We start from the raw sequence: 25,569 nt of genomic DNA, 5'->3' as shown, positions 1-25,569 counted from the left end.
TTTTATTTCACGACTAAATTGCGACAAAGAAACGGTATCAATCCAAACTAAACCGAGAGAATCCCGCACCGCAAAAAATGAACAGACATAAAAAACGGCGCCCGAAGGCGCCGTTTTTACAAGCTAGATACAGCTCGCTGTTTTATTACACTGCTTTTGCAGTGTGCAATGCAGCGATTTGCTCTGTGGTGTAACCCAAGCCAGCCAAAACTTCATCTGTGTGCTCGCCCAGCAATGGGGAAGCAACGATGTTTGGTGTCATGTCGGAGAATTTGATTGGGCTACCAACGGTCAGGTATTTATCACCACGGCCTTTGTGCTCAACTTCAACGATCGAACCGCTCTTACGCAGGGATTCGTCATTTGCCAATTCTTTCATCGACAGCACTGGTGCGCATGGGATGTCAAATTTACGCAAGTAATCAACTGCTTCGAACTTGGTTTTGTCTTTGAGCCATTCTTCGATAGTCGCGAAAATATCGAAAATCTTGTCTTGGCGTGCGTCAGGTGTGTTGTACGCTGGATCATCGATCCACTCTTCACGACCCAATGCTTTACAGATTGGTGGCCATGCGTGATCTTGCACGGTGAAGTAGATGTACGCGTTAGGATCGGTTTCCCAACCTTTACATTTCAGAACCCAACCTGGTTGACCGCCACCACCTGCGTTACCACCACGTGGTACTACGTCGGTGAATGTGCCGTGTGGATATTGTGGGTACTCTTTCAAGAAGCCCAGTTTGTCCAAACGTTGTTGATCGCGCAGTTTGACGCGGCACAGATTCAAAACAGCATCTTGCATCGACACAGCAACTTTTTGGCCTTTGCCAGTTTTTTGACGACCCATGATGGCTGTCAAGATACCGATTGCCAAATGCATACCTGTGTTGGAATCACCCAAAGCAGCTGCAGAAACTGTTGGTGGGCCGTCCCAGAAACCGGTTGTTGAAGCAGCACCGCCGGCGCATTGCGCCACGTTTTCGTAGACTTTCAAGTCTTCGTAGTGGTGACCATCGCTGAAACCTTTAACCGATGCCAAGATCATGCCTGGGTTCAGTTCTTGGATACGTGCCCAAGAAAAGCCCATACGATCCAAAGCGCCTGGACCGAAGTTTTCGACCATGACGTCGGAGTCCTTGATCATTTTTTCCAAAACTTCTTTACCTTGTGGAGTTTTGGTATCAAGTGTCAACGAACGCTTGTTGCTGTTCAACATTGTGAAATACAGAGCATCAGCATCAGGGATGTCGCGCAATTGGCTACGTGTTACGTCGCCTGAACCTGGACGTTCAACTTTGATCACATCAGCGCCGAACCAAGCCAGCAACTGTGTACATGCTGGACCAGCTTGTACGTGTGTGAAATCGATAATCTTAATACCTGCTAATGGTAAATTTTGACTCATGATCGGTAGATTTCCTTATCAATCGTTTAACTTGATTCCTGAAGCCAACATACTTGTGCCTCAGGAAGTAAAAAACCACCCTGACCTACAGGTGGAATTGCGCCATTTCTACATGGCTATATTCCAATACAACTTGGAGTTCTGAACATACTAGTCTAGTGCCGCAGCCTGAACAGTGTCAAGTGCATGGCACGACCGAAAACTAATCGATCGTGCCACCAAGTTTGATCACGACTGGCGTCCTGATCTCACTCGGTATTACTTCTTCTTGCCAATCGTCGAAACGATGTTCAGATTACCGATACGGCCCGATTCAACACCAGCTGCTGGATCGATGATTGCATCGATGATGGTTGGCTTGCCCGATTTGAGAGCAGCTTCCAACGCTTTAGCCAGTTGTTCTGGAGTTTCAGCGCGTACGCCTTCGCCACCCAGAGAAACGCTGAATTGATCGTACTTGGTGTTCGGGTTGAACAACATGCATGAGAATTGGTGCTCTGGATTTGCTTCATCACCGCGGTAGATACCACCGTTGTTCATGATGATGACAACGACTGGCAGGTTGTAACGGGTGATTGTTTCGTATTCCATTGCGCTGAAACCGAATGCGCTATCGCCGCAAATTGCAACGACTGGCTTGCCGGTTTCAACAGCTGCTGCAACAGCCGAACCCATACCGATACCCATCACGCCCCATGTACCTGTATCTACACGCTTACGTGGCAAGTATTGATCGATGACCATACGTGCGTTGTCGAGGGTGTTTGCACCTTCGTTAACCAATGTGATATCTGGGTAGTTTTTCAACACGTCACGGATTGCGCCGAGCGAGTTGAAGTAGTTCATGACTGGTGTTGCTGTCGACAATTTGCTCGACAGTTTGCCTTTGGTGGTCGTAACGCGTTCAGCGATAGCGCCCATCCATTCTGTTGGCTTGGTCATGCCTTTGAGGCCAGCGCGCAATGCGTTGACGCACGAAGCGACGTCACCAACCAATGGTGCAGCGATAGGTACGTTGCTGTCCATTTCGTTAGCTTGGATGTCGATTTGTACGAATTTCTTCGCGACGCCCCAAGTTTTGCCTTTGCCGTGTGCCAGCAACCAGTTCAAACGTGCACCGATCAGGATAACAACGTCGGACTCTTGCAATACCATCGAACGAGCAGCAGCTGCGCATTGTGCGTGTGTATCGGAGATCAGACCTTTTGCCATCGACATAGGTGTGAATGGGATGCCTGTTTCTTCAACCAGCGCTTTGATATCTGCGTCGCATTGAGCGTATGCAGCGCCTTTACCGAGCAAGATCAATGGCTTTTTAGCGTTTTTGATCAGGTCAACAGCGCGAGCAACAGCCGATGGGCCTGGGATTTGTTCTGGAGCTGGATCAACTGGAACGAACAGAGTTTTCGCGCCTTCTTCTGCGCTCATTACTGTGCTGAACAAACGTGCTGGGATGTCCAGATACACGCCGCCTGGACGACCCGACAATGCGGTACGGATAGCGCGAACAACTGCAACACCGATGTCTTCAGTACGGTTGATACGGAACGAAGCTTTGCAATGTGGACGAGCGATGTTCAACTGATCCATCTCTTCGTAATCGCCTTGTTGCAGATCGACGATTTCACGCTCGGACGAACCCGAGATCAAGATCATTGGGAAGCAGTTTGTGGTGGCGTTAGCCAGTGCAGTCAAACCATTCAAGAAGCCTGGAGCGGAAACGGTCACGCAAACACCAGGTTTTTTGGTCAAGTAACCAGCAACCGATGCTGCATAACCTGCATTTTGTTCGTTGCGGAAGCTGAAGAACTTGTTACCACGTGCTTGCCACATACGGCCGATTTCCGTAACTGGAATACCGAGCAGACCGTAGATGTTGGTGATGCCGTTCATTTCCAACGATTCCATTAAAAGATGGAAGCCGTCGGTCAGCTCTACGCCTTCTGGTATTACTGCTGCTGTCGCATTACTCATGATGAATTCTCTTTCGATTAAGGTCGAGCAACGTTGCTCAGTGCCATTCAATGCCGCACTTTTGACGGCCATTATTACTTGCAAGGCACCTCTCAAAATCAGATCGGTCTGATTTTGAGAGATACCCTTAGTCATACGCTTTTGCGCATACCTATTCAAGTGGGCGTATCATATCGATCTGTCCGCGCTTCTATCATTGACCCCGGTCAATTTTCATCGCATGATATTGGCCCTACTCACCCTTCTGTCTCTTATATCTTTTACCCCGTAAATGCCGACTGTTGATAACCATCCAGAACGAAATGTAATTCGCGTCCAGCTCAAGCAAAATGTTGTCTTAAAAGAAATGACAGATGCTGAATGGGCCGAGCTGGAACCGCATCTAGTCGTTGTGGATTGCCCTAAGGGCGACTTCCTGCTGCATCAAGGCGTACATGAGATGGAGCAATATTTCATTCTTGACGGAATTCTCAAGCGCGTCGTCACCAACCAACAAGCCAAGGAAATGATTCTACGCTTTGCGGACGAACGCAGCATGGAAACAAGTTATGCAGCATGGCGCCTTAAGACACCAACACCTTACAGTATTATCTGCGTGACAAAAGCGCGCGTTGTGAAATTGCCTTTGTTGCAATGGATCGCATTCATGGAAAAACATGATCACGTCAAACAGGCATTTGAATATGACGTAATGCATTTGATGAGTGAAATCATGGCTCATACCATTACGCTTCATTTGCTGGACGCACCTGGCCGCGTGCAACGCTTCATACGCAAACATCAAGATCTGTTTGACCGCATCCCCAAGAAAGAACTGGCGTCCTATCTTAATCTGTCACCAGAGACATTGAGCCGCTTGAAACATCAAGGGAAGATCTGACCTTAATCAAAAGAGGTCAGCCCCAGAGATGGTTTTGATAAAACCAGGCCCACGTGATCTGTAACAAGCAGGCATTCCACGCTTACTCCCGCCTTCAATAATCTCGCTTCGATTTTTTCTTCGAGCACAGCTCTATCTATTTCTTCGCTCATCGCTATATCGATTCCAACAATAAAAGTTGGAACGCGTATTCGTCTGCCCGTGCACCACCTAGTTTTTATTTCAAATGCCCAAAATGAAAATGCCCCACAAGGTGCAAACCTTGCGGGGCATAGGATCATATCTGTTATTAAAACCAGATCTTTAGGCGCTCCGTTAGGAGCACCATGATCAAATCACATCAATTATTCTGCTTCGCGATGTTCAGCGAATTCATCCTTTTTAGGAGGACGAACCAGTGCGATCACTTTAGAGATCAGCGGCCAGAACAACATGAGCAACGCCAGAGTGGTGATCGTGCCAACCAAACCGTTGGAGAACATCACCGATACGTCACCTTGCGAAGACAACATCGCTTGGCGGAACGAATCTTCTGCATTACGACCAAGAACCAGAGCGAGAACCAGCGGAGCTAATGGATAGTCCAGTTTCTTGAAGATATAACCAACTGCACCGAACACTAACATCAACCAGATATCAAACATTGCATTGCCGACGGTGTAAGCACCGATAGCACAGATCACAACGATAACTGGAGCAATGATCGAGAACGGGATGCGCAGGATCGAAGCAAACAGTGGAACGGTAGTCAGAACAACGACCAGACCAACCAAGTTACCCAGATACATACTAGCGATCAGGCCCCAAACGAAGTCATGTTGTTCAGTGAACAGCAATGGACCAGGTTGCAGACCCCAGATCAACAGACCGCCAAGCAGAACAGCCGCTGTTGGCGAACCTGGGATACCGAGAGCAAGCATAGGCAACAGCGCTGCAGTACCAGCAGCATGCGCTGCAGTTTCTGGAGCAACCACACCCTCAAGTTCACCAGTACCGAACTTAGGACCGTTCTTCGACATTTTCTTGGCCAGACCGTAAGCCATGAATGATGCTGGTGTCGCACCGCCTGGAGTAACGCCCATCCAGATACCAACCATTGCGCTACGCAATGATGTGACCCAGTACTGCGGCAGTTTTTTCCAAGTTGCAAACACGATTTTTGGATCGATTTTTGCTGACTTACCGGAGAAAGCCAGGCCTTCTTCCATCGACAACAGAATCTCACCGATACCGAACAGACCGATAACCGCGATCAGGAAGTCGAAACCACGCATCAACTCTTCGAAACCGAAGGTCATACGTAATTGACCAGTAACCGTATCCATACCTACCGATGCCAATGCAAAACCGAGTGCCATCGAAGCGAGAATTTTCAGCGGCGAACCTTTACCCATACCGACGAAGCTACAGAAGGTGAGCAAATAAACCGCGAAGAACTCTGGTGCGCCGAAACGCAATGCGAATTTAGCAACCAGCGGTGCCAGGAAGGTGATCATGACAACAGCAATAAACGCGCCGATAAACGACGAAGTGAAAGCACCGGTCAATGCTGCACCAGCCTCACCTTTTTGCGCCATTGGATAGCCGTCAAACGTGGTCGCAACTGACCACGGTTCACCAGGAATATTGAACAGGATTGAAGTAATCGCGCCCCCGAACAATGCACCCCAGTACAGGCAAGACAACATGATAATCGCTGAAGTCGGCGACATCGTAAATGTAAGTGGCAACAGAATTGCCACGCCGTTTGCGCCACCCAAACCAGGCAACACGCCGATCAGCACACCCAGGGTGATACCGATGACCATCAACAACAGGTTCATTGGGGTCAAGATGACCGCAAACCCGTGAAATAATGAATTAATTTCGTCCATTTTACTTAAAACTCCTTGAATTCCAATCTGACTCGATAAAAACCAGCATGCGAAATCTCGCGATTCGCGCTACAAAGTTTTAATAACCGAGGAAGCTCAAAAGATCGATCGACCCTTTAAACAGGGGGACTTTGAACCAGATCTCAAACATCGAGAAAAACACGATATTGACGCCAAGACCGGCAATAACTGCCTTGATTGGCGAAAATTTACCCAGAAGAATCATGAATAACGTGATGTACACAGTCGACGCGACATAGATACCGAATATCTCGATCGCACCAACGTATACCAAGGCTGGAATAAAAACCTGCATGACGCGGGTCAGCTGTTCACCATCAACAAAAATTTCTGTGTTCTTGTTTTTCCCAAACAGGGACATACACAATGTGCCCAAGCCTGAGATACAAATCAAAACACCAATACCGAAAGGAAAGTAGCCTGAACCTGGGCCGTCAGTGGTCCATGTTGCGCCCAACTTCCAGCTTGCTACAACAACCGTAATACCCAGCGCCAATAGGATGGCGGCAACCACCGCATCGACAATATTGGTGGCTACGCCAGTGCGAACGCCATCGCCGGATTCCGAATTCTGATCCATGAGGAATGCTCCTGAAAATTTTTACATTGAGTTGGGGCGCGCGAGATGACTGGCATTACCGAACACGTCGGTAATGCAGTCTCTCTTCTTATTTGCCCCGGATTAGTCTATTACTTCTTAGCCATGAAGCCAGCTTCTTGCATCAGAGTCGCGTGTTGCTTCTCTGCTGTTTCCAGCCATGCTTTGAAGTCATTGCCAGTTTTGAAGCTGGTGTTGAAAGCGCCTTTTTCCATGTAGTCTTTCCACTCTGGTGTTGCACGAATTTTCGTGAACAGATCAACGTAGTAAGCCAATTGGTCAGGGGTTACACCTGCTGGCATAAAGATGCCGCGCAACATGGTGTAGTCGGTAGGGATACCCGCTTCTTTGCAAGTTGGAATGTCATTCCAGGATTGAGTTTCGGTGATTTTTGCTTTGTAAGGCATACGTTCGGAATCGAATACGCATTGCGCTTTCAATTTACCAGCACGCCATTGCGAAACGGCTTCAATTGGATTGTTCACGGTTGAATCGATGTGATTACCAACCAATTGAACAGCAACTTCACCGCCGCCTTTGTATGGAATGTAGATGAACTTGGTGCCAGTAGCTTTTTCCAGGCCAGCAGTAATGATTTGATCTTCCTGCTTGGAACCGGTGCCGCCCATTTTCATTTTGGATGGGCCTGCAGCTTTAACAGCGTCGATATATTCTTTAGCCGACTTGTATGGCTTTTCAGCATTCGTCCACAGAACGAATTGATCCAAAGCCAACATTGCAACTGGAGTCATTTCTTTCCAGTTGAATGGAACACCAGTTGCCATAGGCGTAGTGAACAAGTTCGACAATGTGATGATGATTTTGTGTGGATCGCCTTTGGAACCTTTAACGTCCAGGAAACCTTCAGCGCCTGCGCCGCCAGAACGGTTAACGACGATCAGTGGTTCTTTCATCAATTTGTTTTTGATGATGACGCCTTGAATCAGACGTGCCATTTGATCAGCGCCACCGCCAGTACCGGCAGGTACGACGAATTCAACTGGTTTGGTTGGTTCCCATGCTGCAAAGGCTGGGGTTGCAGTCAGGGCGACTGCTGCAAATGCGCCGGCGGTTGCCTTTGCGATACCGCTTGAGTGCGAAAAGAATTCCTTGATCATTGCTGTCTCCTAATTATTAATAATTTTGACTACTTTTTTTTACTACTTGCCGCGTCGAGGTGCCTTGTGAGCACTAGCATCGTGCGACTACGATGCCTTCAAACATAACTTATAGTTACTTTTATTTTCAAAGATAGTGTGTCTTTTCTTTGAAAACTCTCTTGACCGGCGTCAAGTTTACGGGACTCCGGCCACGGTTTGATCTGACTGTGCGATGTTTCGTTTGATTAACTCTTAGCAAGTTATTGCGCTGCATTTACGAGCTCCATTTCTCGTATTTGCCAACTCAACGATCAAATTGCTGCGACGTGCCAATTTTATATGCGGCTATCATCGAACAACTTATCTTCTCAAATCTGAAACATCACTACTTCTATATTGCGTATTTGTTCCGCTTTGCGTGAGTGTGCCACCCTTGCAAAGCAAATTGGGAAAAACTTTGCCTAAATTGGCATACGTATTTATACGTAGTCCGCGATCTTCAAAATAAAAATATAGTGACGGGTTTTAGCTCGTACACAACTTAATATTCATTTCCAGCAAACACATTTCAAAAAAAAAGCCCATGAAAATATTTTCATGGGCTTTGCATAACTAATTGATTACGCGACTTTTTGCAGCTTGACCTGACCGGACTCTTCGTCCATGGTTTTTGCCAGCAATTTAACTAGCGCGTAGACCGTATCGATATGCGGTGTTGGCGTTTCGGTCAAACGACCCAGCTCAACAACTGAACCGACCAATGCATCGATCTCTGGATCGCGACCGGCCTCAACGTCTTGCAGCATCGATGTTTTGTGCTTGCCAACTTTTTCTGCACCGGCGATACGCTTGTCCAGTGTGACGCGAAACTCGATACCGAGTTTGTTCGCGACGGTTTGCGCTTCGGTCATCATTGCTGCAGCCAGTTCACGCGACAGCGGGAATTGGCAGATGTCTTGCAATGTCGAATGCGACAAGGCGCTGATTGGATTGAAGGTCAGATTTCCCCACAATTTCAACCACATTTCCGAACGGATGTTTTCCAACACTGGCGACTTGAAGCCGGCGTTTGTGAAACATTCGGAAACGCGAGTTGCGCGTTCGCTGATCGAACCATCGAGTTCACCGATAGGGAAACGATCGCCTTCGATGTGCTTGATGACGCCTGGTGCGATCAATTCGGATGCTGGATAAACCACGCAACCAAGTACGCGATCCGCAGGGATCATGTCGGTGATGATGCCGGTTGGATCAACGCTGTGTACGCGGCTACCAGCCAACTTGCCACCGTGTTTGTGGAAGTACCAGAATGGAATACCGTTTTGCATCGTAACGATGACGGTTTCCGGTCCGATCAATTTTGGTAAATCTTTGGCGATTGCTTCCAGTTGATGCGCTTTCATCGCCAACACGATGATGTCTTGAGGACCCGCTTTGTCGTAGTCGTTAGTTGCCTTGACGTTCGACGCGACATGCTCGGAACCATCATGCATGATCAGCTTGGCGCCGTTCTTGCTGATCGCTTCCAGATTCGCACCGCGCACGATGAACGTGACGTCTTCACCAGCCAAAGCCAGTTTTACGCCAACGTAACCACCGATCGCGCCTGCTCCGATAACTGCAATTTTCATACTTACCTCGCGACTATTATTTAAAATCGTTTGTGAGTTTGCCGATGCCGGCAATCTCGATCTCGATGACACTGTTCGGCTTCATCGAGCCGACACCAACAGAGGTGCCGCACAAAATGATGTCGCCAGGGTTCAGCGTCATGTCGGCGGAAATCAGACTCACCAATTGCTGGACCGAAAAGCGCATGTCGCTGATCGGATAGTCTTGACGGATATCGCCATTCAGAATTGTTTTGACGACCAGTGTGGTCGGGTCGATGCCAGTTGCCACTACAGGGCCGAATGGGCAGAAAGTATCCAAACCTTTTGCGCGGACCCATTGTGCGAACGATGCATCGCGGTTCAAGATGTCAGCAACAGTTACGTCGTTCGCGACGGTGTAACCGAAGACGTAATCCAAAGCATCTGCTTCTGAAACGCGCTTGGCTGTTTTGCCGATGACGATACCGAGCTCACCTTCGAAGACAATTTTTTCGTCTGTAGGTGGCTTCTCGATTGTTTCGCCTGGATTCAAATACGAGTTTGGCGATTTGATCAAATACAAAGGTTCTGCAGGATCTGCCAGATTCAATTTTTTCGCCAACGCGTGGAAGTTGTTCCACATCGCAATGATTTTGGTTGGCTCGGTTGGCATCAACACTTTGACGTCATTGAGTTTCAAGACGGTGTCGGTTTTGACAGGTTTGGCGTACATATCGCCTGTGTAGACTTGAATACTTTCGCCTTCAAGCGTACCGAATTGTGTATTACCTGCGTGACTAAAACGGATCCAATGCTGTGTCATTTGCGGCTCTTTTCTTTAAATTTCAAAACTTGTACTGTTACTCAATGACGGAGCTACGCGAACCAGCATCGAAGCTGCAATTACTCGCGATCACATCCGGCGTGCGCAATAGGCGCAGCAGCATGGTGTAACTATCTCCACAAAAAACACTGGGTATTCTCTGTAGGGATAACACTCCCCTCGCAAGAGGAGTGTCAAACCTGCTTCGCTTACTTAACTATTACAGAACCGATTTCAGTAAACGGCCCATTTCAGCTGGGTTGCGTGTGACTTTGATGCCGCACGCTTCCATCACTGCCAACTTCTCTTGCGCTGTACCTTTGCCACCGGAAATAATCGCACCGGCATGACCCATGCGCTTGCCTTCTGGAGCGGTAACACCAGCGATGAAACCGATAACTGGTTTCTTCATGTTGTCTTTGATCCAGCGTGCGCAGGTTTCTTCTGCATCGCCGCCGATTTCGCCAACCATGATGACAGCGTCGGTATCAGGATCGTCATTGAACATGCGCAGGATATCGATGTGTTTCAGACCCGAAACTGGATCGCCGCCGATGCCGACCACGGTCGATTGACCGAGACCGAATTCAGCCAATTGGCCCGCTGCTTCATAAGTCAGGGTACCTGAACGCGAAACGACGCCGATACGGCCCTTCTTGTGAATGTGGCCTGGCATGATGCCGATCTTGATTTCGTCTGGCGTAATCAAGCCTGGGCAGTTCGGTCCGAGCAGCAAGGTTTTTTTGCCTTCCATGCGTGCTTTGGTACGAATCATGTCGCGCACCGGAATACCTTCAGTGATGCAAATAACCAGATCGATGCCAGCATCAACTGCTTCGTCGATTGCTGCTGCAGCAAATGGAGGCGGAACATAAATAACCGAAACGGTTGCGCCTGTTTCTGCTTTTGCTTCAGCGACGGATGCGTAAATAGGTACGCCTTCAAACGATTCGCCAGGTTTCTTTGGGTTCACGCCAGCAACGAAACAGTTTTTACCGTTTGCGTATTCGATACACATTCTGGTGTGGAACTGACCGGTTTTGCCGGTGATGCCTTGGGTGATGACTTTGGTATCTTTATTGATCAGGATTGACATGCTTATTTCCCCTGTGCTGCGTTGACGACTTTTTCAGCCGCTTCAGCCATGTTGTTTGCCGTGATGATAGGAAGACCTGATTCAGCCAAGATCTTCTTGCCCAGTTCTTCGTTGGTACCCGCCATGCGGACTACCAGTGGAACTGTCAAATCAACTTGTTTCGCTGCTGCGATCACGCCTTGTGCGATCACGTCGCACTTCATGATGCCGCCGAAGATGTTGACCAGAATCGCTTTGATGTCCGGGTTTTTCAACATGATCTTGAACGCTTCGGTCACTTTCTCAGTCGTGGCACCGCCGCCGACGTCGAGGAAGTTGGCTGGCGAACCGCCGTACAACTTGATGACGTCCATCGTAGCCATTGCCAAGCCAGCACCGTTCACCAGGCAGCCGATGTTGCCATCGAGCGAGATGTAGGTCAGGTCAAATTTAGATGCTTCGATTTCAGCTGGATCTTCTTCGTCCAGATCGCGCATTTCAACGATTTCTGGATGACGGTACAGCGCGTTCGAATCGAAATTGAATTTCGCGTCGAGTGCAACGATACGTTCGTCGCCAGTGACGATCAACGGATTGATCTCAGCCAGCGATGCATCGGTTTCGTCGAATGCTTTGTACAAGCCTTGCATGAATGCGCGCGCTTGTGCGACTGAGCCTTCAGGCACGCCGATTTTGCGGGCGATGTCATCAGCCTCGCTATCGAGCAAACCTTTGACTGGATCGATGAATACCTTGTGGATTTTTTCAGGAGTATGTTCAGCGACGTGCTCGATGTCCATGCCGCCTTCGCTGGATGCCATCAAGGCAACGCGTTGGCTACCACGATCAACGACCATACCGACGTACAGTTCTTTCTTGATGTCAGCGCCTTCTTCGATCAGCAAGCGTTTGACCAAACGACCTTCAGGGCCGGTTTGATGTGTCACCAGCGTCATGCCGAGAATGTCGTTCGCGTATTGACGAACTTCGTCCAGCGATTTTGCCACTTTAACGCCGCCGCCTTTACCGCGACCGCCAGCATGAATCTGTGCTTTGACAACCCAGACTTTGCCGCCAAGAGTTTCAGCCGCTTTGACAGCTTCGTCTACGGAAAAACATGGAACGCCTTTTGGTGTCGTAACACCGTACTTACGCAGTATTTCTTTTCCTTGATACTCGTGGATATTCATGATCGTCCTTGTTGATAACCAATTTTTTTTGCAGCAATTCGCTACGATAAAATTATTTTTTGCATTAAATCCACGCAAAAACCACAGGTGTTTCCAGTAAAAAGACTGTTATTTTAACAGTTGCCAAATCGAATAGAAACGGTGACCGGGATTGTGCGAGAAGCGTCTCCCGAACTCCTTGACCAAGGTTAAGATTCGATACTTGCCGACAGTTAAATCAACTTACTTATTCAGAAATTGACTTACAGGCCGACGCCAGTGTAAACGACACTGGGGCAGCGATTCAAAAATCGCCTTTGGATACAACAAATTGAGTGAGCTCCCTCCTGTACGCGGCATAACATCGAACCGATCAGTTGATGTACGCAGTACAGTTGACTTGCATCAGAGCACAATTGCATCAGGTCATGATGAATCGCGCTGATGCCCGTGCTCAAACGCCGACTTCGCCCCGTTGGATTTCCGCCCAATTTACCGGACGGGTCACGCGGGTGCCACACGCTGTCATATTTTCATAGCAGCGTACTTTGGCAGCTTGTATTGCTTCGATCAGGAAATCAGCTTCGTACACTTTGAGAAGATGCGCTTGGCAAGTTTCCAGATAATGTTGAAGACGTTTGTGGCCTCCTGAGATGACAGCGAGATCGTCGCCTGTATTTGCATCCCAGTACCAGCTCAGACCAAGTTCATAGAACGCCGCGTTATAGGCGTTACGGTGCAGATCGGCTGCATCATCTGCAGAATATTGATCGAACGCGGCTGTGAACATGGTAAGTCTCCTGTCTATATTTTTTTAATCATTTGGTGTGTTTTTCCAAACTTGAGTTGCATCTTAGGGCGAAAAAATGATTAGGCATAGTTAAAGTATTTAATCATAATGATTCCCTCTGACTTATACATGGATGATCCCGCCCCATGAAGAACGCAACACTCAGGCAATTAAAGGTTTTTGAGACCGTCGCACGGCATTTGAGCTTCTCGCGCGCAGCAGAAGAACTGCATCTGACGCAGCCGGCTGTTTCCACTCAGGTCAAGAAGCTGGAAGAGCATGCCGGCCTGGCTCTGTTCGAGCAACTGGGCAAAAAGATCTATTTGACGCCCGGTGGCTCTGAACTGTTGAACCACAGCCGCGCCATCATTCAGCAGTTTCAGGAAGCCGAAGATGCGATGACGCAGTTCAAGGGCATCACAGGCGGCAAGCTGAACGTCGCTGTGATCAGCGCCGGCGATTACTTCTTCCCGCGGTTACTAGTTGAATTCGCGCGCAGCCATCAGGGCGTGACGCTGAATCTGTCCGTGCATAATCGCGAAGGTTTGTTGAGTCAGATGACCAATAACCTGACCGACATTGCGATCATGGTGCGACCACCGATTGATATGGATACGATCAACGAAGCGTTTGCACCGCATCCTTACGTGATTGTGGCGGCTCCTGACCATCCACTCGTTTCCAAGAAAAATATCCCCATGAGCATGCTGTTACGCGAGCCATTCGTCGTCAGAGAAAGAGGTTCGGATACATGGCATTCGATGGAAGATGGATTTGGCGAGCGCATCAACGACATCAATATCGCGATGGAAATCAAGAGTACGGAAACCATCAAGCAGGCCGTGATCGCCGGTATGGGTATTAGCTTTTTATCCGCGCATACAATCAGCCTGGAATTGCAAGCCGGCAGTCTGGCCGTGCTGGATGTTGAAGGTTTCCCTGTGATGTTGAACTGGTATGTCGTACATCGCAAAAACAAACGTCTGCCGCCAGTCGCGCAAGCCTTCAAAAAATTCTTGTTGGAAGAAGGTCCAGAGCTGATCGAACGCATCATTCGCTACAACCCGAAACCGGTACGGCAGTTGAACGATGCGCCGGTCAAATCCAAGCGCAAGTAAAAGTAATCCAGCGTAGGAATAAAAAAATCCCGATTGCCTGCGAAGACAATCGGGATTTTTATTCGCACTAATTTCTATCGAGCTATTTCGTTTTGGCTTACACGATTTTCAAAACGATCTTGCCGATGTGCGTGCTGCTTTCCATCAAGGTATGCGCTTGCGCTGCATCTTCCAATGCGAAGGTTTGAAACACAACAGGTTTGATCTTGCCCGATTCAATCAGCGGCCACACCTTAGTGCGCAATTGGTCGGCAATCGCTGCTTTGAATGCAACAGGACGTGCACGCAGGGTAGAACCTGTGATCGTCAAGCGACGCAGCATGACTTGACCGAGACTGACAGTCGCTTTATTGCCGCCAGCCAGCGCGATGAATACCAAGCGACCATCATCAGCCAGGCAATTGATTTCACGCGGTACATAATCGCCACCGATGATGTCGAGAATCACATCCACGCCTTTGCCATTGGTCGCGGTTTTGACGACTTCGACAAAATCTTCAGTCTTGTAATTGATGCCAATCTCGGCACCGAGTACTTCGCAAGCGCGACATTTGTCATCGCTACCAGCAGTGGCAAATACACGGTGACCGAGTGCGGTTGCAATCTGTATCGCTGTGACGCCGATGCCTGAGGTGCCGCCTTGCACCAACAAGGTTTCGTTACCAGTCAAACCGACGCGATCGAATACATTGCTCCAGACCGTGAAAAATGTTTCCGGCAAAGATGCGGCTTCCACCACGTCCAGCCCTTTTGGAATTGGCAAACATTGCTCGATAGGCGCTGTGCAGTATTCTGCGTAGCCGCCGCCTTGTGCCAATGCGCACACCATATCGCCCAATTTGAAACCGCTGTCAGCGAGATCGCCACCGACCACTTCGCCGGCGATTTCCAGACCTGGAATATCGGATGCGCCTTTTGGTACTGCGTAGCTGCCCAGGCGCTGCCACACGTCAGGACGATTGATACCAGCGGCGTGCACCTTGATCAGCAATTCGCCAGCCTTAGGCTCAGGCATAGGGCGCTCGCAGAGTTGCAATACATCTGCAGGGCCGGGCTGGGTGATTTCGATCGCGCGCATGGTAATCCTTTATTGTGAAGACATTGAAGGCAGCAAGGATATTCGATAATCACGTCCTCTGCCAGACCGCATGGCGAATTGCAGTCCCATTAATTCCTGGCTTCGCCTGCAATCCTCTACTTAACCACGCGTCCGGCCATAGGCGAAGACGGCGATGCTGAGAAACGTTTTGCAATGCGTCCAGCTAGGTAAGCATTGCGACCAGCATCGATACCGAGCTTCATCGCATGTGCCATACGCACCGGATCTTGTGCGCCAGCAATCGCGGTATTCATCAAGACGCCATCGCAGCCGAGTTCCATTGCAATCGCGGCATCCGATGCGGTACCAACGCCGGCATCGACGATAACCGGCACTTTGGATTGTTCGATGATCAGTGACAGATTCCACGGATTCAAAATACCCATGCCGGAACCGATCAAGGAAGCGAGCGGCATGATGGCGGCGCAACCTATGTCTTCCAGCATGCGCGCTTGAATCGGATCATCGCTGCAATACACCATGACGTCGAAACCATCTTTGACCAAAGTCTCTGCGGCTTTCAAGGTTTCCGGCATGTTCGGGAATAAAGTTTTTTCATCGCCCAGCACTTCGAGTTTGCAGAGCTTATGACCACCGAGAATTTCACGACCAAGTTGCAAGGTATAGACCGCATCAGCGGCGTTGTAGCAACCGGCCGAGTTTGGCAACAAAGTGAATTCTGATGGCGGCAATACATCGAGCAAGCTCGGTGTATTTGGATCTTGTCCAATATTCACGCGACGAATTGCGACGGTGACGATTTGCGCACCACTGGCAAGACTAGCTTCACGCGTTTCAGTTAGGTCTTTATATTTGCCGCTGCCGACCAGCAAGCGTGAACGGTACGTGGTGCCAGCGATGACGAATGGTTCGTCAGTAAGTGTTGATGTGCTCATAAGTAATCCTGTTTCGATGATTCACTAGATACGTAAAAACACACAGGGCAGCTTGTGACTCCCCTGTGTGCATTCAATGCTCAGCCGCCGCCAATCGCGCGCACGACATCAACGCAATCGGCAGCCTTTAACTTTCGTTTTAACCACAGACTGCGCGCTACGATTTCGCGATTGATGGCGACCGCAACTGCCTTACCGGATAGAGACAAGTCAGCGATCAACTCTTCCACGTTTTTATGCGCTTCGAGTTGATGTTTAAGGCCATTGAGTTCTATCTCTATTTCAATCTTGCGCATTACTGTTTTTGATAGATTTCCGAACCGCTTTTCACGAACTCAATAGCCTTCACTTCCATGCCTTTTTTTAGCGCCTGGATTTCTGTGATGCCTTGTTGCGCTGCGTACTCGCGTACTTCTTGCGTGATTTTCATCGAGCAGAAATGCGGACCGCACATCGAACAGAAGTGTGCGACTTTGGCGGAATCTTTAGGCAATGTTTCATCATGAAATTCACGCGCCTTGTCGGGGTCAAGACCGATGTTAAATTGATCGTCCCAACGGAATTCGAAACGCGCCTTCGACAATGCGTTGTCGCGTATCTGCGCACCGATATGACCTTTGGCTAAATCAGCTGCATGTGCCGCGATCTTGTACGTGATGATGCCGTCCTTGACGTCAACCTTGTTTGGTAAACCCAGATGTTCTTTCGGCGTGACGTAGCAAAGCATCGCCGTGCCGTACCAACCGATTTGCGCAGCACCAATGCCGGAGGTAATGTGGTCGTAGCCTGGCGCGATGTCAGTCGTCAAAGGTCCTAGCGTATAAAACGGCGCTTCGTGGCACTGCTCCAATTGCAGGTCCATGTTTTCCTTGATCAAATGCATAGGCACATGGCCTGGGCCTTCGATCATTACTTGCACGTCGTGCTTCCATGCGATCTGCGTCAGCTCGCCCAAGGTTTTCAATTCACCGAGTTGCGCTTCATCGTTGGCATCGTAGATCGAACCCGGACGCAAACCATCGCCAAGGCTGAACGACACGTCATAGGCTTTCATGATTTGACAGATGTCTTCGAAGTGCTCGTACAAGAACGATTCCTTGTGATGCGCGAGGCACCATTTCGCCATGATGGAACCGCCGCGCGACACGATACCGGTCAGGCGTTTTGCCGTCATCGGTACGTAACGCAGCAACACGCCGGCGTGGATCGTGAAGTAATCAACGCCCTGCTCTGCTTGCTCAATCAGCGTGTCGCGGAAGATTTCCCAAGTCAGGTCTTCAGCTTTGCCGTTAACCTTTTCTAGCGCTTGATAAATCGGCACGGTACCAATCGGCACTGGCGAATTGCGGATGATCCATTCTCGTGTTTCATGTATGTGCTTACCCGTCGACAGATCCATCACGTTATCGCCGCCCCAACGGATTGCCCACGTCATTTTTTCTACTTCTTCACCGATAGAAGAAGTGACTGCCGAGTTGCCGATGTTAGCGTTGATCTTCACCAGGAAATTGCGACCGATAATCATCGGTTCGATTTCAGGATGATTGATGTTGGCGGGAATGATGGCGCGACCGCGGGCGATTTCGCTGCGCACGAATTCGGCAGTGATCTCTTGCGGAATCGATGCACCGAACGATTGACCTGGATGTTGACGACCCATCAGTTCGGCGAGCTTTTCACCTTTTGGTCCTGAGTGTTTTAACTCTTCCAGATAAGCGCGACGATTCATGTTTTCACGAATCGCAACGTATTCCATTTCTGGCGTGATGATTCCCTGACGTGCGTAATGCATCTGCGATACATTTTTGCCAGCGAGTGCACGACGTGGTTTGCGGTGCAGGTTAAAACGCAATTCCGCCAACTGCGGATCGTTCAAGCGTGCTATGCCGTATTCGGATGTTGGGCCCGCCAGTTCTTCTGTGTCATTGCGTTCGAGTATCCACGGCAAACGCGGTGTGTCAAGACCAGAGCGGATATCGATCTTTACGTTTGGATCGGTGTATGGACCCGACGTATCGTAGACATAGATCGCCGGATTTTTTTCAAAGCCGAACGAGGCAGCAGTATCGGATTGCGTGATCCTGCGCATAGGCACCTGTATATCAGGGCGCGAACCTTGAATATAAACTTTGGTGGAATTTGGTAAGGCTAGTATCGCTGCTTCATCTACCGTGGCGGTAGCGGACAGGAATTTCGGATTGGCATTCATTTTGGCTCCTTGGCTAACTTCAAATTGGCTTGGAGCCAGCTCAGGAGGTTTCGAGAACCTGCATCATATTCAGCTTGGGCATCGACGAAAATACAATTCGAATGCTGGATGCTAAATACTGAATGCAACACACGTTCTCGGTAGCTTCCCTTCGCTGGCATTATCCAGATCAGGTTCAAGGGTTTTTCTCACCCGGCAAATGCGGAACGCATCTGCCTAGGACCCCTAGCTTTTTACTTCTACAACAGGTCTGTCAAACTACAGCGCAAGTCTATGTAAGAACAATGTAGTCTCAATTGACCTCAGTCAAACTTTTACATCTGACATGAATGAGTTCTAAATAACTTAGCAACTCATTCATGTCAGCTCTGAAAAACGGCAGATGCCGTCTTTCAGAAACTGATTACTTCAAACTTCTACATCGGATTACTTAATCGTTGCGATGTGCAACAGATTGGTCGTACCCGATTCACCGAAAGGCAGGCCAGCCGAGATCGCAATGTATTCGCCTTTTTTCGCGAAGCCTTCACGCACAGCTGCTGTCGTTGCTTCAGCGACCATTTCATCTACTGAATGGACATCCTTGCCGACGATCGAGTGTATGCCCCAAACCCATGCCAGACGACGCGCAGTTTTGAGTTCCGGCGTGATGCTCAGGATCGATGTGTTTGGACGAACACGCGCTGCGCTCATGCTGGTGCTGCCGGACTTGGTGTAAGTCACGGTGCAAGCTGCTTTCAATGACAAGGTAGTGTCGAGCAAGGCGATGCAGATCGCATCTTCCGGCGTCGCACGTGGCGCAACTTGTTGCGCATCAATCAGATTGCGGTAAACCGGATCGGATTCCACTTCCTTGATGATGGCATCCATCATTTGCACTGCACGAACCGGATTTTTGCCGCTGGCTGATTCAGCCGACAACATGACCGCATCGGCGCCTTCATAAATCGCGTTGGCGACGTCAGAAGCTTCTGCACGGGTTGGCATTGGCGACTCGGTCATCGATTCCAGCATATGGGTGGCAACGATGGTTGGACGGCCGTATTTGCGCGAAACGCGGATGATTTCTTTCTGCGCACGTGGAACTTGCGAGATCGGCAGTTCAACACCCAAATCACCACGCGCAACCATGACGGAATCGGATGCTTTGCAGATTGCATCGAGGTCCAGCATCGCAGCTGGCTTCTCGATTTTCGATTGAATCAAAGCACGATCGCCGATGATCTTGCGTGCATCTTCAATGTCGGAAACTTGTTGCACGAAGGACAGAGCAACCCAATCAACGCCCAGTGACAAAGCGAATTCCAGATCAATCAGATCTTTCGGTGTCATGGCAGGAATAGGCAAGATTGCGTCAGGAACGTTGACACCTTTGCGGTTCGAAATCTTGCCGCCGGTGGTCACGCGGGTGACGATGCGTTCGCCCGAGTTGCTTTCGATCGTGACGCGAATTTTGCCGTCATCGAACAACAAATTCTGACCAGCTGCAACGGCAGCAAACAATTCAGGATGCGGCAGGTACACACGCGTTGCGTCGCCTGGTGTTTCGTCGCGGTCGAGCACGAATTGCGAGCCTTCCGTCAGTACTGCGGAATCGCCGGTGAACGTGCCCAGACGGATCTTCGGACCTTGCAAGTCAGCCAGAATCGAAACAGGACGGCCGTACTTGGTTTCCAGGCCACGAACGATTTCGTGACGTGCGCGGTGATCTTCGTGCGAACCGTGGCTGAAGTTGAAGCGGAACATATCCACGCCAGCTTCAAACAACGCGCTGATGGTTTCTACATCACCACTTGCTGGGCCCAGGGTAGCAACGATTTTTGCTTTGCGATTACGTCTCATGACAGTCTTCTTCTTAAATGAAAATTAAAAAATCGATACCGCTATGCGTGCACTCACAACACAGCGGAAAAAAATTACACATTAAAATTACAAAATCAGAATGGCGCGGAAATCGTTAACGTTCGTGCGAGTCGGACCACTGACGATCAGATCGTCCAACGCACTGAAGAAACCGTAACCGTCATTATTTTCCAGCATCGCTTTCGCGTTATGTCCTGCTGCTGTAGCGCGTGCGATCGAATCCGGTTGGTAGATCGCGCCGGCGTTATCTTCCGAGCCGTCGATACCATCGGTATCGCATGCTAATGCGTAGATATCCGGCGCGCCGTTCAATGCAACAGCCAGGCTCAACAAGAATTCTGCATTGCGACCGCCACGACCTTTGCCGCGCACTGTCACTGTGGTTTCGCCACCGGACAAAATAACGCAAGGTTTGGCGAATGGTTGACCATACTTCGCGACTTGTTTTGCCAAGGCTGCGTGGACCAAACCGACATCACGCGATTCACCTTCCAGATCATTCGACAGAATGTATGGAGTGATACCAGCTGCGCGTGCTTTTTCTGCGGCAGCTTCCAGCGCGTGTTGCGCGGTTGCGATTACGTGATGTTCGTTACGTGCGAAGCGTGCGTCGCCTGGTTTTGGTGTTTCGCCAGCGCCGGACTCGAGATGTTTCAGAATATTGTCTGGAATCTCGATCTTGTATTTTTTCAAGATCGCGAGCGATTCTGCGCAAGTGGTTGGATCAGGCAAAGTTGGACCGCTGGCGATTACGCCAGGATCATCACCAGGAACATCGGAGATCAGCAATGTGATGACACGCGCTGGTGCGCATGCCAAACCAAGACGACCGCCTTTGATCGATGAAAGATGCTTGCGCACGCAATTCATTTCCGAAATGGTTGCGCCGCTTTTCAGCAGGGCTTTGTTCAACGCTTGTTTTTGTTCGAGTGAAATGCCTTCACCCGGCAAGCTCAGCAGCGCTGAACCACCACCGGTGATCAGACACAACACGAGGTCGTCTTCGGTCAAACCTTTGACCAGTTCGAGCATGCGACCGGCAGCTTGACGACCTGCTTCATCCGGGACTGGATGCGCGGCTTCGACGACTTCAATTTGCTTGCAGTCGGCACCGTGGCCATAACGCGTGACGATCAAACCTTCTACTTTGCCTGGCCATGTATCTTCAACTACTTTGGCCATTGCAGCGGCGCCTTTACCGGCACCGATCACCAATGTGCGACCTTTGACCGATTGCTTAGGCAAGTAGGCGGGCATGCACTTCTGTGCGCTCACGGCTTCTACCGCTGTTGCATACAGGTCGTTTAAAAATTGACGTGGGGCTATCGACATGTGGCGAGAATATTCCTAAGAATTGGGGAAGTGCGTATTCAATCTGTGAGGCAAATCTTGTGATTCAAAAACTTTTAATTCAAATCTTGTGATGCGAACTACTCGATTCATTACTTGATTCACTGCGCGTAAAAACCGCGAGAATCAAACCGACATTGCACGAAGGTGCAATGTCGGTCGACTTACTCATGCTATCGAAACGAAATTACGCTTTGGCGATTTCGTGGTTCGACATGATTTCAATCGCGCGGCACAGTGCCGAGTGATCGAGACCGCTCATACCATTGGCTGCACATGCATTCATCAGCTCTTGTGTAGCAGCTGTGTTTGGCAAGGAAACGCCCATCGCTTTTGCGCCTTGCAATGCAAGGTTCAAATCTTTTTGATGCAACTCGATACGGAAGCCTGGATTGAACGTACGTTTGATCATGCGTTCGCCATGTACTTCCAAGATACGCGAGTTAGCAAAACCGCCCATCAATGCTTGACGAACTTTCGCTGGATCTGCGCCGGCTTTCGAAGCGAACAACAGTGCTTCGGAAACAGCTTGAATGTTCAACGCAACGATGATTTGGTTAGCCACTTTAGTGGTTTGACCATCGCCGTTACCGCCGACCAGAGTGATGTTTTTGCCCATCAATTCGAACAATGGTTTGACGGTTGCAAATGCTGCTTCCGAACCACCGATCATGATAGTCAACGAAGCGGCTTTAGCACCAACTTCACCACCGGATACTGGTGCATCCAGGTATTCGCAACCCAGAGCATTGATTTTTTTAGCGAATTCTTTAGTAGCGATAGGCGAGATCGAGCTCATGTCGACCACGATTTTGCCTTTGGACAAGCCAGCAGCAACGCCGTTTTCAGCGAACAGAACTGCATCAACGTGCGGGGTGTCTGGCACCATCGTGATGATGATGTCTGCATTTTTTGCGACTTCAGCGCCCGATGCGCAAACAGTTGCGCCGCCATCGACTAATTCTTGTGCCGGTGCTTTTTGATCATGCAAAAACAGTTGGTGACCACCCTTTTGCAGGTTCAGCGCCATTGGTGCGCCCATGATTCCCAAACCGATAAATCCAACCTTTGCCATGACTGACTCCTGTTTTTAAGTAAGTGTAATTAAACGATCTCTGTAAAAAGACCAAGCGGCCCGATATCGGACCGCTCAGCATTTCTTCGAGGCGTTGATTATAGGCCGTGCGCTGCGCGCCAGCCCAAACCTTCAACCGTACCGGCTTTAGGTTTGTATTCGCAACCGATCCAACCTTGGTAGCCGATTTCATCCAGGAACTTGAACAGGTAGGTGTAGTTGATTTCACCTGTGCCTGGTTCAAAACGACCTGGATTATCTGCCAGCTGCAGATGAGGAATAACCGCGAGGTTGTTCTTCATCGTGTTCGCCAATTCACCTTCCATGCGTTGCATGTGATAGATGTCGTATTGGAAGAACAGGTTGTCCGAACCAACTTTGGCAATGATGTCCAAAGTTTGTTTGGTGCCGGTCAAGAAGAAGCCAGGGATATCAAATGTGTTGATCGCTTCGATCAACAATGGGATACCTTCAGCTTTCAATTTAGCAGCTGCATATTTCAAGTTGGCAACCAGAGTTGCTTCTGCTTGTTCATGCGTTACGCCCGCAGGCACGATACCGGACAGGATATTGACCTGTTTGGTGCCGAGCACTTTGACGTACTCAATTGCTTTGTCGACGCCAGCTTTGAATTCTTCTACACGATCAGGATGGCAAGCGATACCGCGCTCACCACCAGCCCAGTTACCGGCTGGCAGATTGTGCAACACCATTTCCAGATTGTTTTCTTTCAATTTCGCAGCGACGTCAGCCGCTGGGAAATCGTATGGAAACAAGAACTCAACGCCTTTGAAGCCATTCTTTGCAGCTTGTTCAAAGCGGTCCATGAATGGAACCTCGTTGAACAGCATCGTCAGATTAGCAGCAAGTTTCGTCATCTTAAGCACCCTTAACGTCGAGGATTTCTTCGAACTCATTAATCGCGTTGATTTCTGTACCCATCGCGATATTGGTTACGCGCTCAAGGATGATTTCAACAATGACTGGCACTTTGAATTCTTTGATCCACTCTTGCGCTTTGCGCAGAGCTGGCTGGATGTCTTCTGGGTTGTAGACGCGAATTGCTTTGCAGCCCAAACCTTCAGTAACTTTAACGTGATCAACACCGTACGAAGCGTTTTCGGTCGAGTTGATGTTGTCGAATGCCAGCGAAACACAGTAGTCCATCGTGAACATACGTTGTGCTTGACGGATCAGACCCAGGTACGAGTTGTTAACCAACACGTGGATGTATGGCAGGTTGAACTGCGCGCCGGCTGCCAATTCTTCGAGCAGGAATTGGAAGTCGTAATCGCCTGTGATTGCAACGATTTCGCTGGTTGGATCTGCAGCCCGGACACCCAGAGCAGCCGGGATAGTCCAGCCCAATGGGCCTGCTTGACCGCAGTTGATCCAGTTACGTTCTTTGTACACGTGCAGGAATTGACCCGCAGCGATTTGCGACAAACCAATGTTCGAAACATAGCGCGCTGTTTTGCCGAACACGGTGTTCATTTCTTGGTAAACACGTTGTGGTTTGATAGGCGTTACGTCGAAATCCGTTTTACGCAACATGGTGCGTTTGCGTTCTTGGCACTCGGCCAACCATGCATCACGGTTTTTCAGTTTGCCAGCAGCTTTCAATTCTTTCGCTACTTCGATCATCAATTTCAGTGCTGCGCCAGCGTCGGAAGTGATGCCGAGGTCTGGGCCAAACACGCGACCGATTTGTGTCGGTTCGATGTCGATGTGTACGAATTTACGGTCTTTGGTGAAAACGTCGATCGAACCGGTGAAACGGTTAGCCCAACGGTTACCGATACCAAACGCAAAGTCCGAAGCCAACATCGTCGCGTTACCGTAACGGTGCGAAGTTTGCAGACCAACCATACCGACCATCAGTGGATGATCATCAGGTACCGTGCCCCAGCCCATCAGGGTTGGCACCACAGGAACGTTAACCAGTTCAGCGAATTCAAGCATCAATGGTGTTGCGTCTGCATTGATCACGCCACCGCCGGAAATCAGCAATGGACGCTCTGCAGCGTTCAACATGTTGATTGCAGCGACGATTTGTTTACGGGTCGCTGCTGGTTTGTAAACTGGCAATGGCTCATACAGATCTGGATCGAATTCGATTTCAGCAACTTGCACGTCGAACGGCAAATCGATCAGCACTGGGCCTGGACGGCCTGAACGCATGATGTGGAAAGCTTGTTGGAACACTTGTGGAACCAATGCTGGCTCACGAACCATGACAGACCATTTGGTCACTGGTTTCGAGATCGATTCGATATCAACAGCTTGGAAATCTTCTTTGTGCAAACGTGCACGTGGCGCTTGACCAGTGACGCACAAAATTGGAATCGAGTCAGCGATTGCCGAGTACAGACCGGTGATCATGTCTGTGCCGCCAGGACCTGAAGTCGCGAGAGCAACACCGATGTTGCCTGCTTTGGCGCGGGTGTAACCCTCAGCCATATGGGTTGCGCCTTCTACGTGGCGAGCCAAAATGTGTTTGATCGTGCCTTGCTTTTGCATGGCGGAGTAAAACGGATTGATAGCTGCGCCTGGTACGCCGAACGCCTGATCAATGCCTTCTTTCTGCATTACCCAAACTGCTGCTTGGGCTGCTGTCATCTTTGCCATTACTGTATCTCCATTGAAATGAAATTTTCC

General features: G+C 49.6%; 22 protein-coding genes and 1 riboswitch. Of the genes, 2 read left to right on the top strand and 20 right to left on the bottom strand.

Annotated elements, in window-relative coordinates; all coding sequences use genetic code 11:
- Positions 1-145: 145 nt before the first annotated feature.
- Both frc and oxc read right to left on the bottom strand, forming a co-directional pair.
- Positions 146-1,405, bottom strand: coding sequence for a formyl-CoA transferase (gene frc / locus Q7T66_RS16965; protein WP_304934284.1), 1,260 nt, complete (start codon positions 1,403-1,405; stop codon positions 146-148).
- 258 nt (positions 1,406-1,663) lie between these two features.
- Complete coding sequence (gene oxc, locus Q7T66_RS16960; RefSeq protein ID WP_304934372.1) at positions 1,664-3,379, bottom strand: oxalyl-CoA decarboxylase; 1,716 nt, start codon at positions 3,377-3,379, stop codon at positions 1,664-1,666.
- A 271-nt stretch (positions 3,380-3,650) separates the two neighbouring features.
- On the opposite strand from oxc, the gene Q7T66_RS16955 reads away from it, so the two are divergent.
- Complete coding sequence (locus Q7T66_RS16955) at positions 3,651-4,259, top strand: Crp/Fnr family transcriptional regulator (RefSeq protein ID WP_304934283.1); 609 nt, start codon at positions 3,651-3,653, stop codon at positions 4,257-4,259.
- A 2-nt stretch (positions 4,260-4,261) separates the two neighbouring features.
- Here Q7T66_RS16955 and Q7T66_RS16950 read toward each other — a convergent pair whose 3' ends face one another.
- The 9 genes from Q7T66_RS16950 to Q7T66_RS16910 all read right to left on the bottom strand — a co-directional run bounded on the left by Q7T66_RS16950 (position 4,262) and on the right by Q7T66_RS16910 (position 13,301).
- Positions 4,262-4,411: a hypothetical protein gene (locus Q7T66_RS16950; protein ID WP_304934282.1), complete on the bottom strand. Its 150-nt coding sequence runs from the start codon at positions 4,409-4,411 to the stop codon at positions 4,262-4,264.
- 192 nt (positions 4,412-4,603) lie between these two features.
- Positions 4,604-6,133 (bottom strand): tripartite tricarboxylate transporter permease, encoded by a 1,530-nt coding sequence (locus tag Q7T66_RS16945; RefSeq protein WP_304934281.1) that lies wholly within the window; start codon positions 6,131-6,133, stop codon positions 4,604-4,606.
- 79 nt (positions 6,134-6,212) lie between these two features.
- Entirely contained in the window at positions 6,213-6,734 is a 522-nt protein-coding gene (locus tag Q7T66_RS16940; RefSeq protein ID WP_304934280.1) for a tripartite tricarboxylate transporter TctB family protein, read from the bottom strand.
- Positions 6,735-6,844: 110 nt separating this feature from the next.
- Complete coding sequence (locus Q7T66_RS16935) at positions 6,845-7,870, bottom strand: tripartite tricarboxylate transporter substrate binding protein (RefSeq protein ID WP_304934279.1); 1,026 nt, start codon at positions 7,868-7,870, stop codon at positions 6,845-6,847.
- A gap of 602 nt (positions 7,871-8,472) precedes the next feature.
- Entirely contained in the window at positions 8,473-9,483 is a 1,011-nt protein-coding gene (locus Q7T66_RS16930) for a 2-dehydropantoate 2-reductase (RefSeq protein WP_304934278.1), read from the bottom strand.
- A gap of 16 nt (positions 9,484-9,499) precedes the next feature.
- Positions 9,500-10,267: a fumarylacetoacetate hydrolase family protein gene (locus Q7T66_RS16925; RefSeq protein WP_304934277.1), complete on the bottom strand. Its 768-nt coding sequence runs from the start codon at positions 10,265-10,267 to the stop codon at positions 9,500-9,502.
- 220 nt (positions 10,268-10,487) lie between these two features.
- Positions 10,488-11,363, bottom strand: coding sequence for a succinate--CoA ligase subunit alpha (gene sucD / locus Q7T66_RS16920; RefSeq protein WP_304934276.1), 876 nt, complete (start codon positions 11,361-11,363; stop codon positions 10,488-10,490).
- A gap of 2 nt (positions 11,364-11,365) precedes the next feature.
- Entirely contained in the window at positions 11,366-12,532 is a 1,167-nt protein-coding gene (sucC, locus tag Q7T66_RS16915) for an ADP-forming succinate--CoA ligase subunit beta (RefSeq protein WP_304934275.1), read from the bottom strand.
- A 433-nt stretch (positions 12,533-12,965) separates the two neighbouring features.
- Positions 12,966-13,301 (bottom strand): hypothetical protein, encoded by a 336-nt coding sequence (locus Q7T66_RS16910; protein ID WP_304934274.1) that lies wholly within the window; start codon positions 13,299-13,301, stop codon positions 12,966-12,968.
- Positions 13,302-13,447: 146 nt separating this feature from the next.
- On the opposite strand from Q7T66_RS16910, the gene Q7T66_RS16905 reads away from it, so the two are divergent.
- A complete protein-coding gene (locus tag Q7T66_RS16905; RefSeq protein ID WP_304934273.1) occupies positions 13,448-14,419 on the top strand; it encodes a LysR family transcriptional regulator in 972 nt (323 codons plus the stop codon).
- 97 nt (positions 14,420-14,516) lie between these two features.
- On the opposite strand, the gene Q7T66_RS16900 is transcribed toward Q7T66_RS16905, so the two are convergent.
- The 9 genes from Q7T66_RS16900 to gcl all read right to left on the bottom strand — a co-directional run bounded on the left by Q7T66_RS16900 (position 14,517) and on the right by gcl (position 25,539).
- Positions 14,517-15,497: an NAD(P)H-quinone oxidoreductase gene (locus Q7T66_RS16900; RefSeq protein ID WP_304934272.1), complete on the bottom strand. Its 981-nt coding sequence runs from the start codon at positions 15,495-15,497 to the stop codon at positions 14,517-14,519.
- A 116-nt stretch (positions 15,498-15,613) separates the two neighbouring features.
- On the bottom strand, positions 15,614-16,414 hold the full coding sequence (locus tag Q7T66_RS16895; protein ID WP_304934271.1) for a thiazole synthase: 801 nt from the start codon (positions 16,412-16,414) through the stop codon (positions 15,614-15,616).
- Positions 16,415-16,494: 80 nt separating this feature from the next.
- Positions 16,495-16,710, bottom strand: coding sequence for a sulfur carrier protein ThiS (thiS, locus tag Q7T66_RS16890; RefSeq protein ID WP_304934270.1), 216 nt, complete (start codon positions 16,708-16,710; stop codon positions 16,495-16,497).
- Positions 16,710-18,623, bottom strand: coding sequence for a phosphomethylpyrimidine synthase ThiC (thiC, locus tag Q7T66_RS16885; RefSeq protein WP_304934269.1), 1,914 nt, complete (start codon positions 18,621-18,623; stop codon positions 16,710-16,712). The genes thiS and thiC overlap by 1 nt, the downstream gene beginning before the upstream one ends.
- Positions 18,624-18,752: 129 nt before the next feature.
- Positions 18,753-18,860, bottom strand: a riboswitch (TPP riboswitch).
- A gap of 189 nt (positions 18,861-19,049) precedes the next feature.
- Positions 19,050-20,465 carry a pyruvate kinase gene (gene pyk / locus Q7T66_RS16880; RefSeq protein ID WP_304934268.1) on the bottom strand — a complete coding sequence of 472 codons (1,416 nt, stop codon included), beginning with the start codon at positions 20,463-20,465 and terminating at the stop codon, positions 19,050-19,052.
- Positions 20,466-20,552: 87 nt separating this feature from the next.
- The gene (locus Q7T66_RS16875) at positions 20,553-21,818 is read right to left on the bottom strand and encodes a glycerate kinase (protein ID WP_304934267.1); all 1,266 of its coding nucleotides are present in this window, start codon (positions 21,816-21,818) and stop codon (positions 20,553-20,555) included.
- 205 nt (positions 21,819-22,023) lie between these two features.
- Positions 22,024-22,911, bottom strand: a complete 888-nt coding sequence (gene glxR, locus Q7T66_RS16870; RefSeq protein ID WP_304934266.1) for a 2-hydroxy-3-oxopropionate reductase — start codon at positions 22,909-22,911, stop codon at positions 22,024-22,026.
- Between the two features lie 98 nt (positions 22,912-23,009).
- Positions 23,010-23,789 (bottom strand): hydroxypyruvate isomerase, encoded by a 780-nt coding sequence (hyi, locus tag Q7T66_RS16865; protein WP_304934265.1) that lies wholly within the window; start codon positions 23,787-23,789, stop codon positions 23,010-23,012.
- Position 23,790: 1 nt separating this feature from the next.
- Positions 23,791-25,539, bottom strand: a complete 1,749-nt coding sequence (gcl, locus tag Q7T66_RS16860) for a glyoxylate carboligase (protein ID WP_304934264.1) — start codon at positions 25,537-25,539, stop codon at positions 23,791-23,793.
- Between the last annotated feature and the right edge of the window lie 30 nt (positions 25,540-25,569).

The sequence above is a fragment of the Herminiimonas sp. genome (assembly GCF_030655415.1).
Note: the sequence above shows the minus strand (reverse complement) of the source record. Positions and strands in the feature narration are given on the sequence as shown.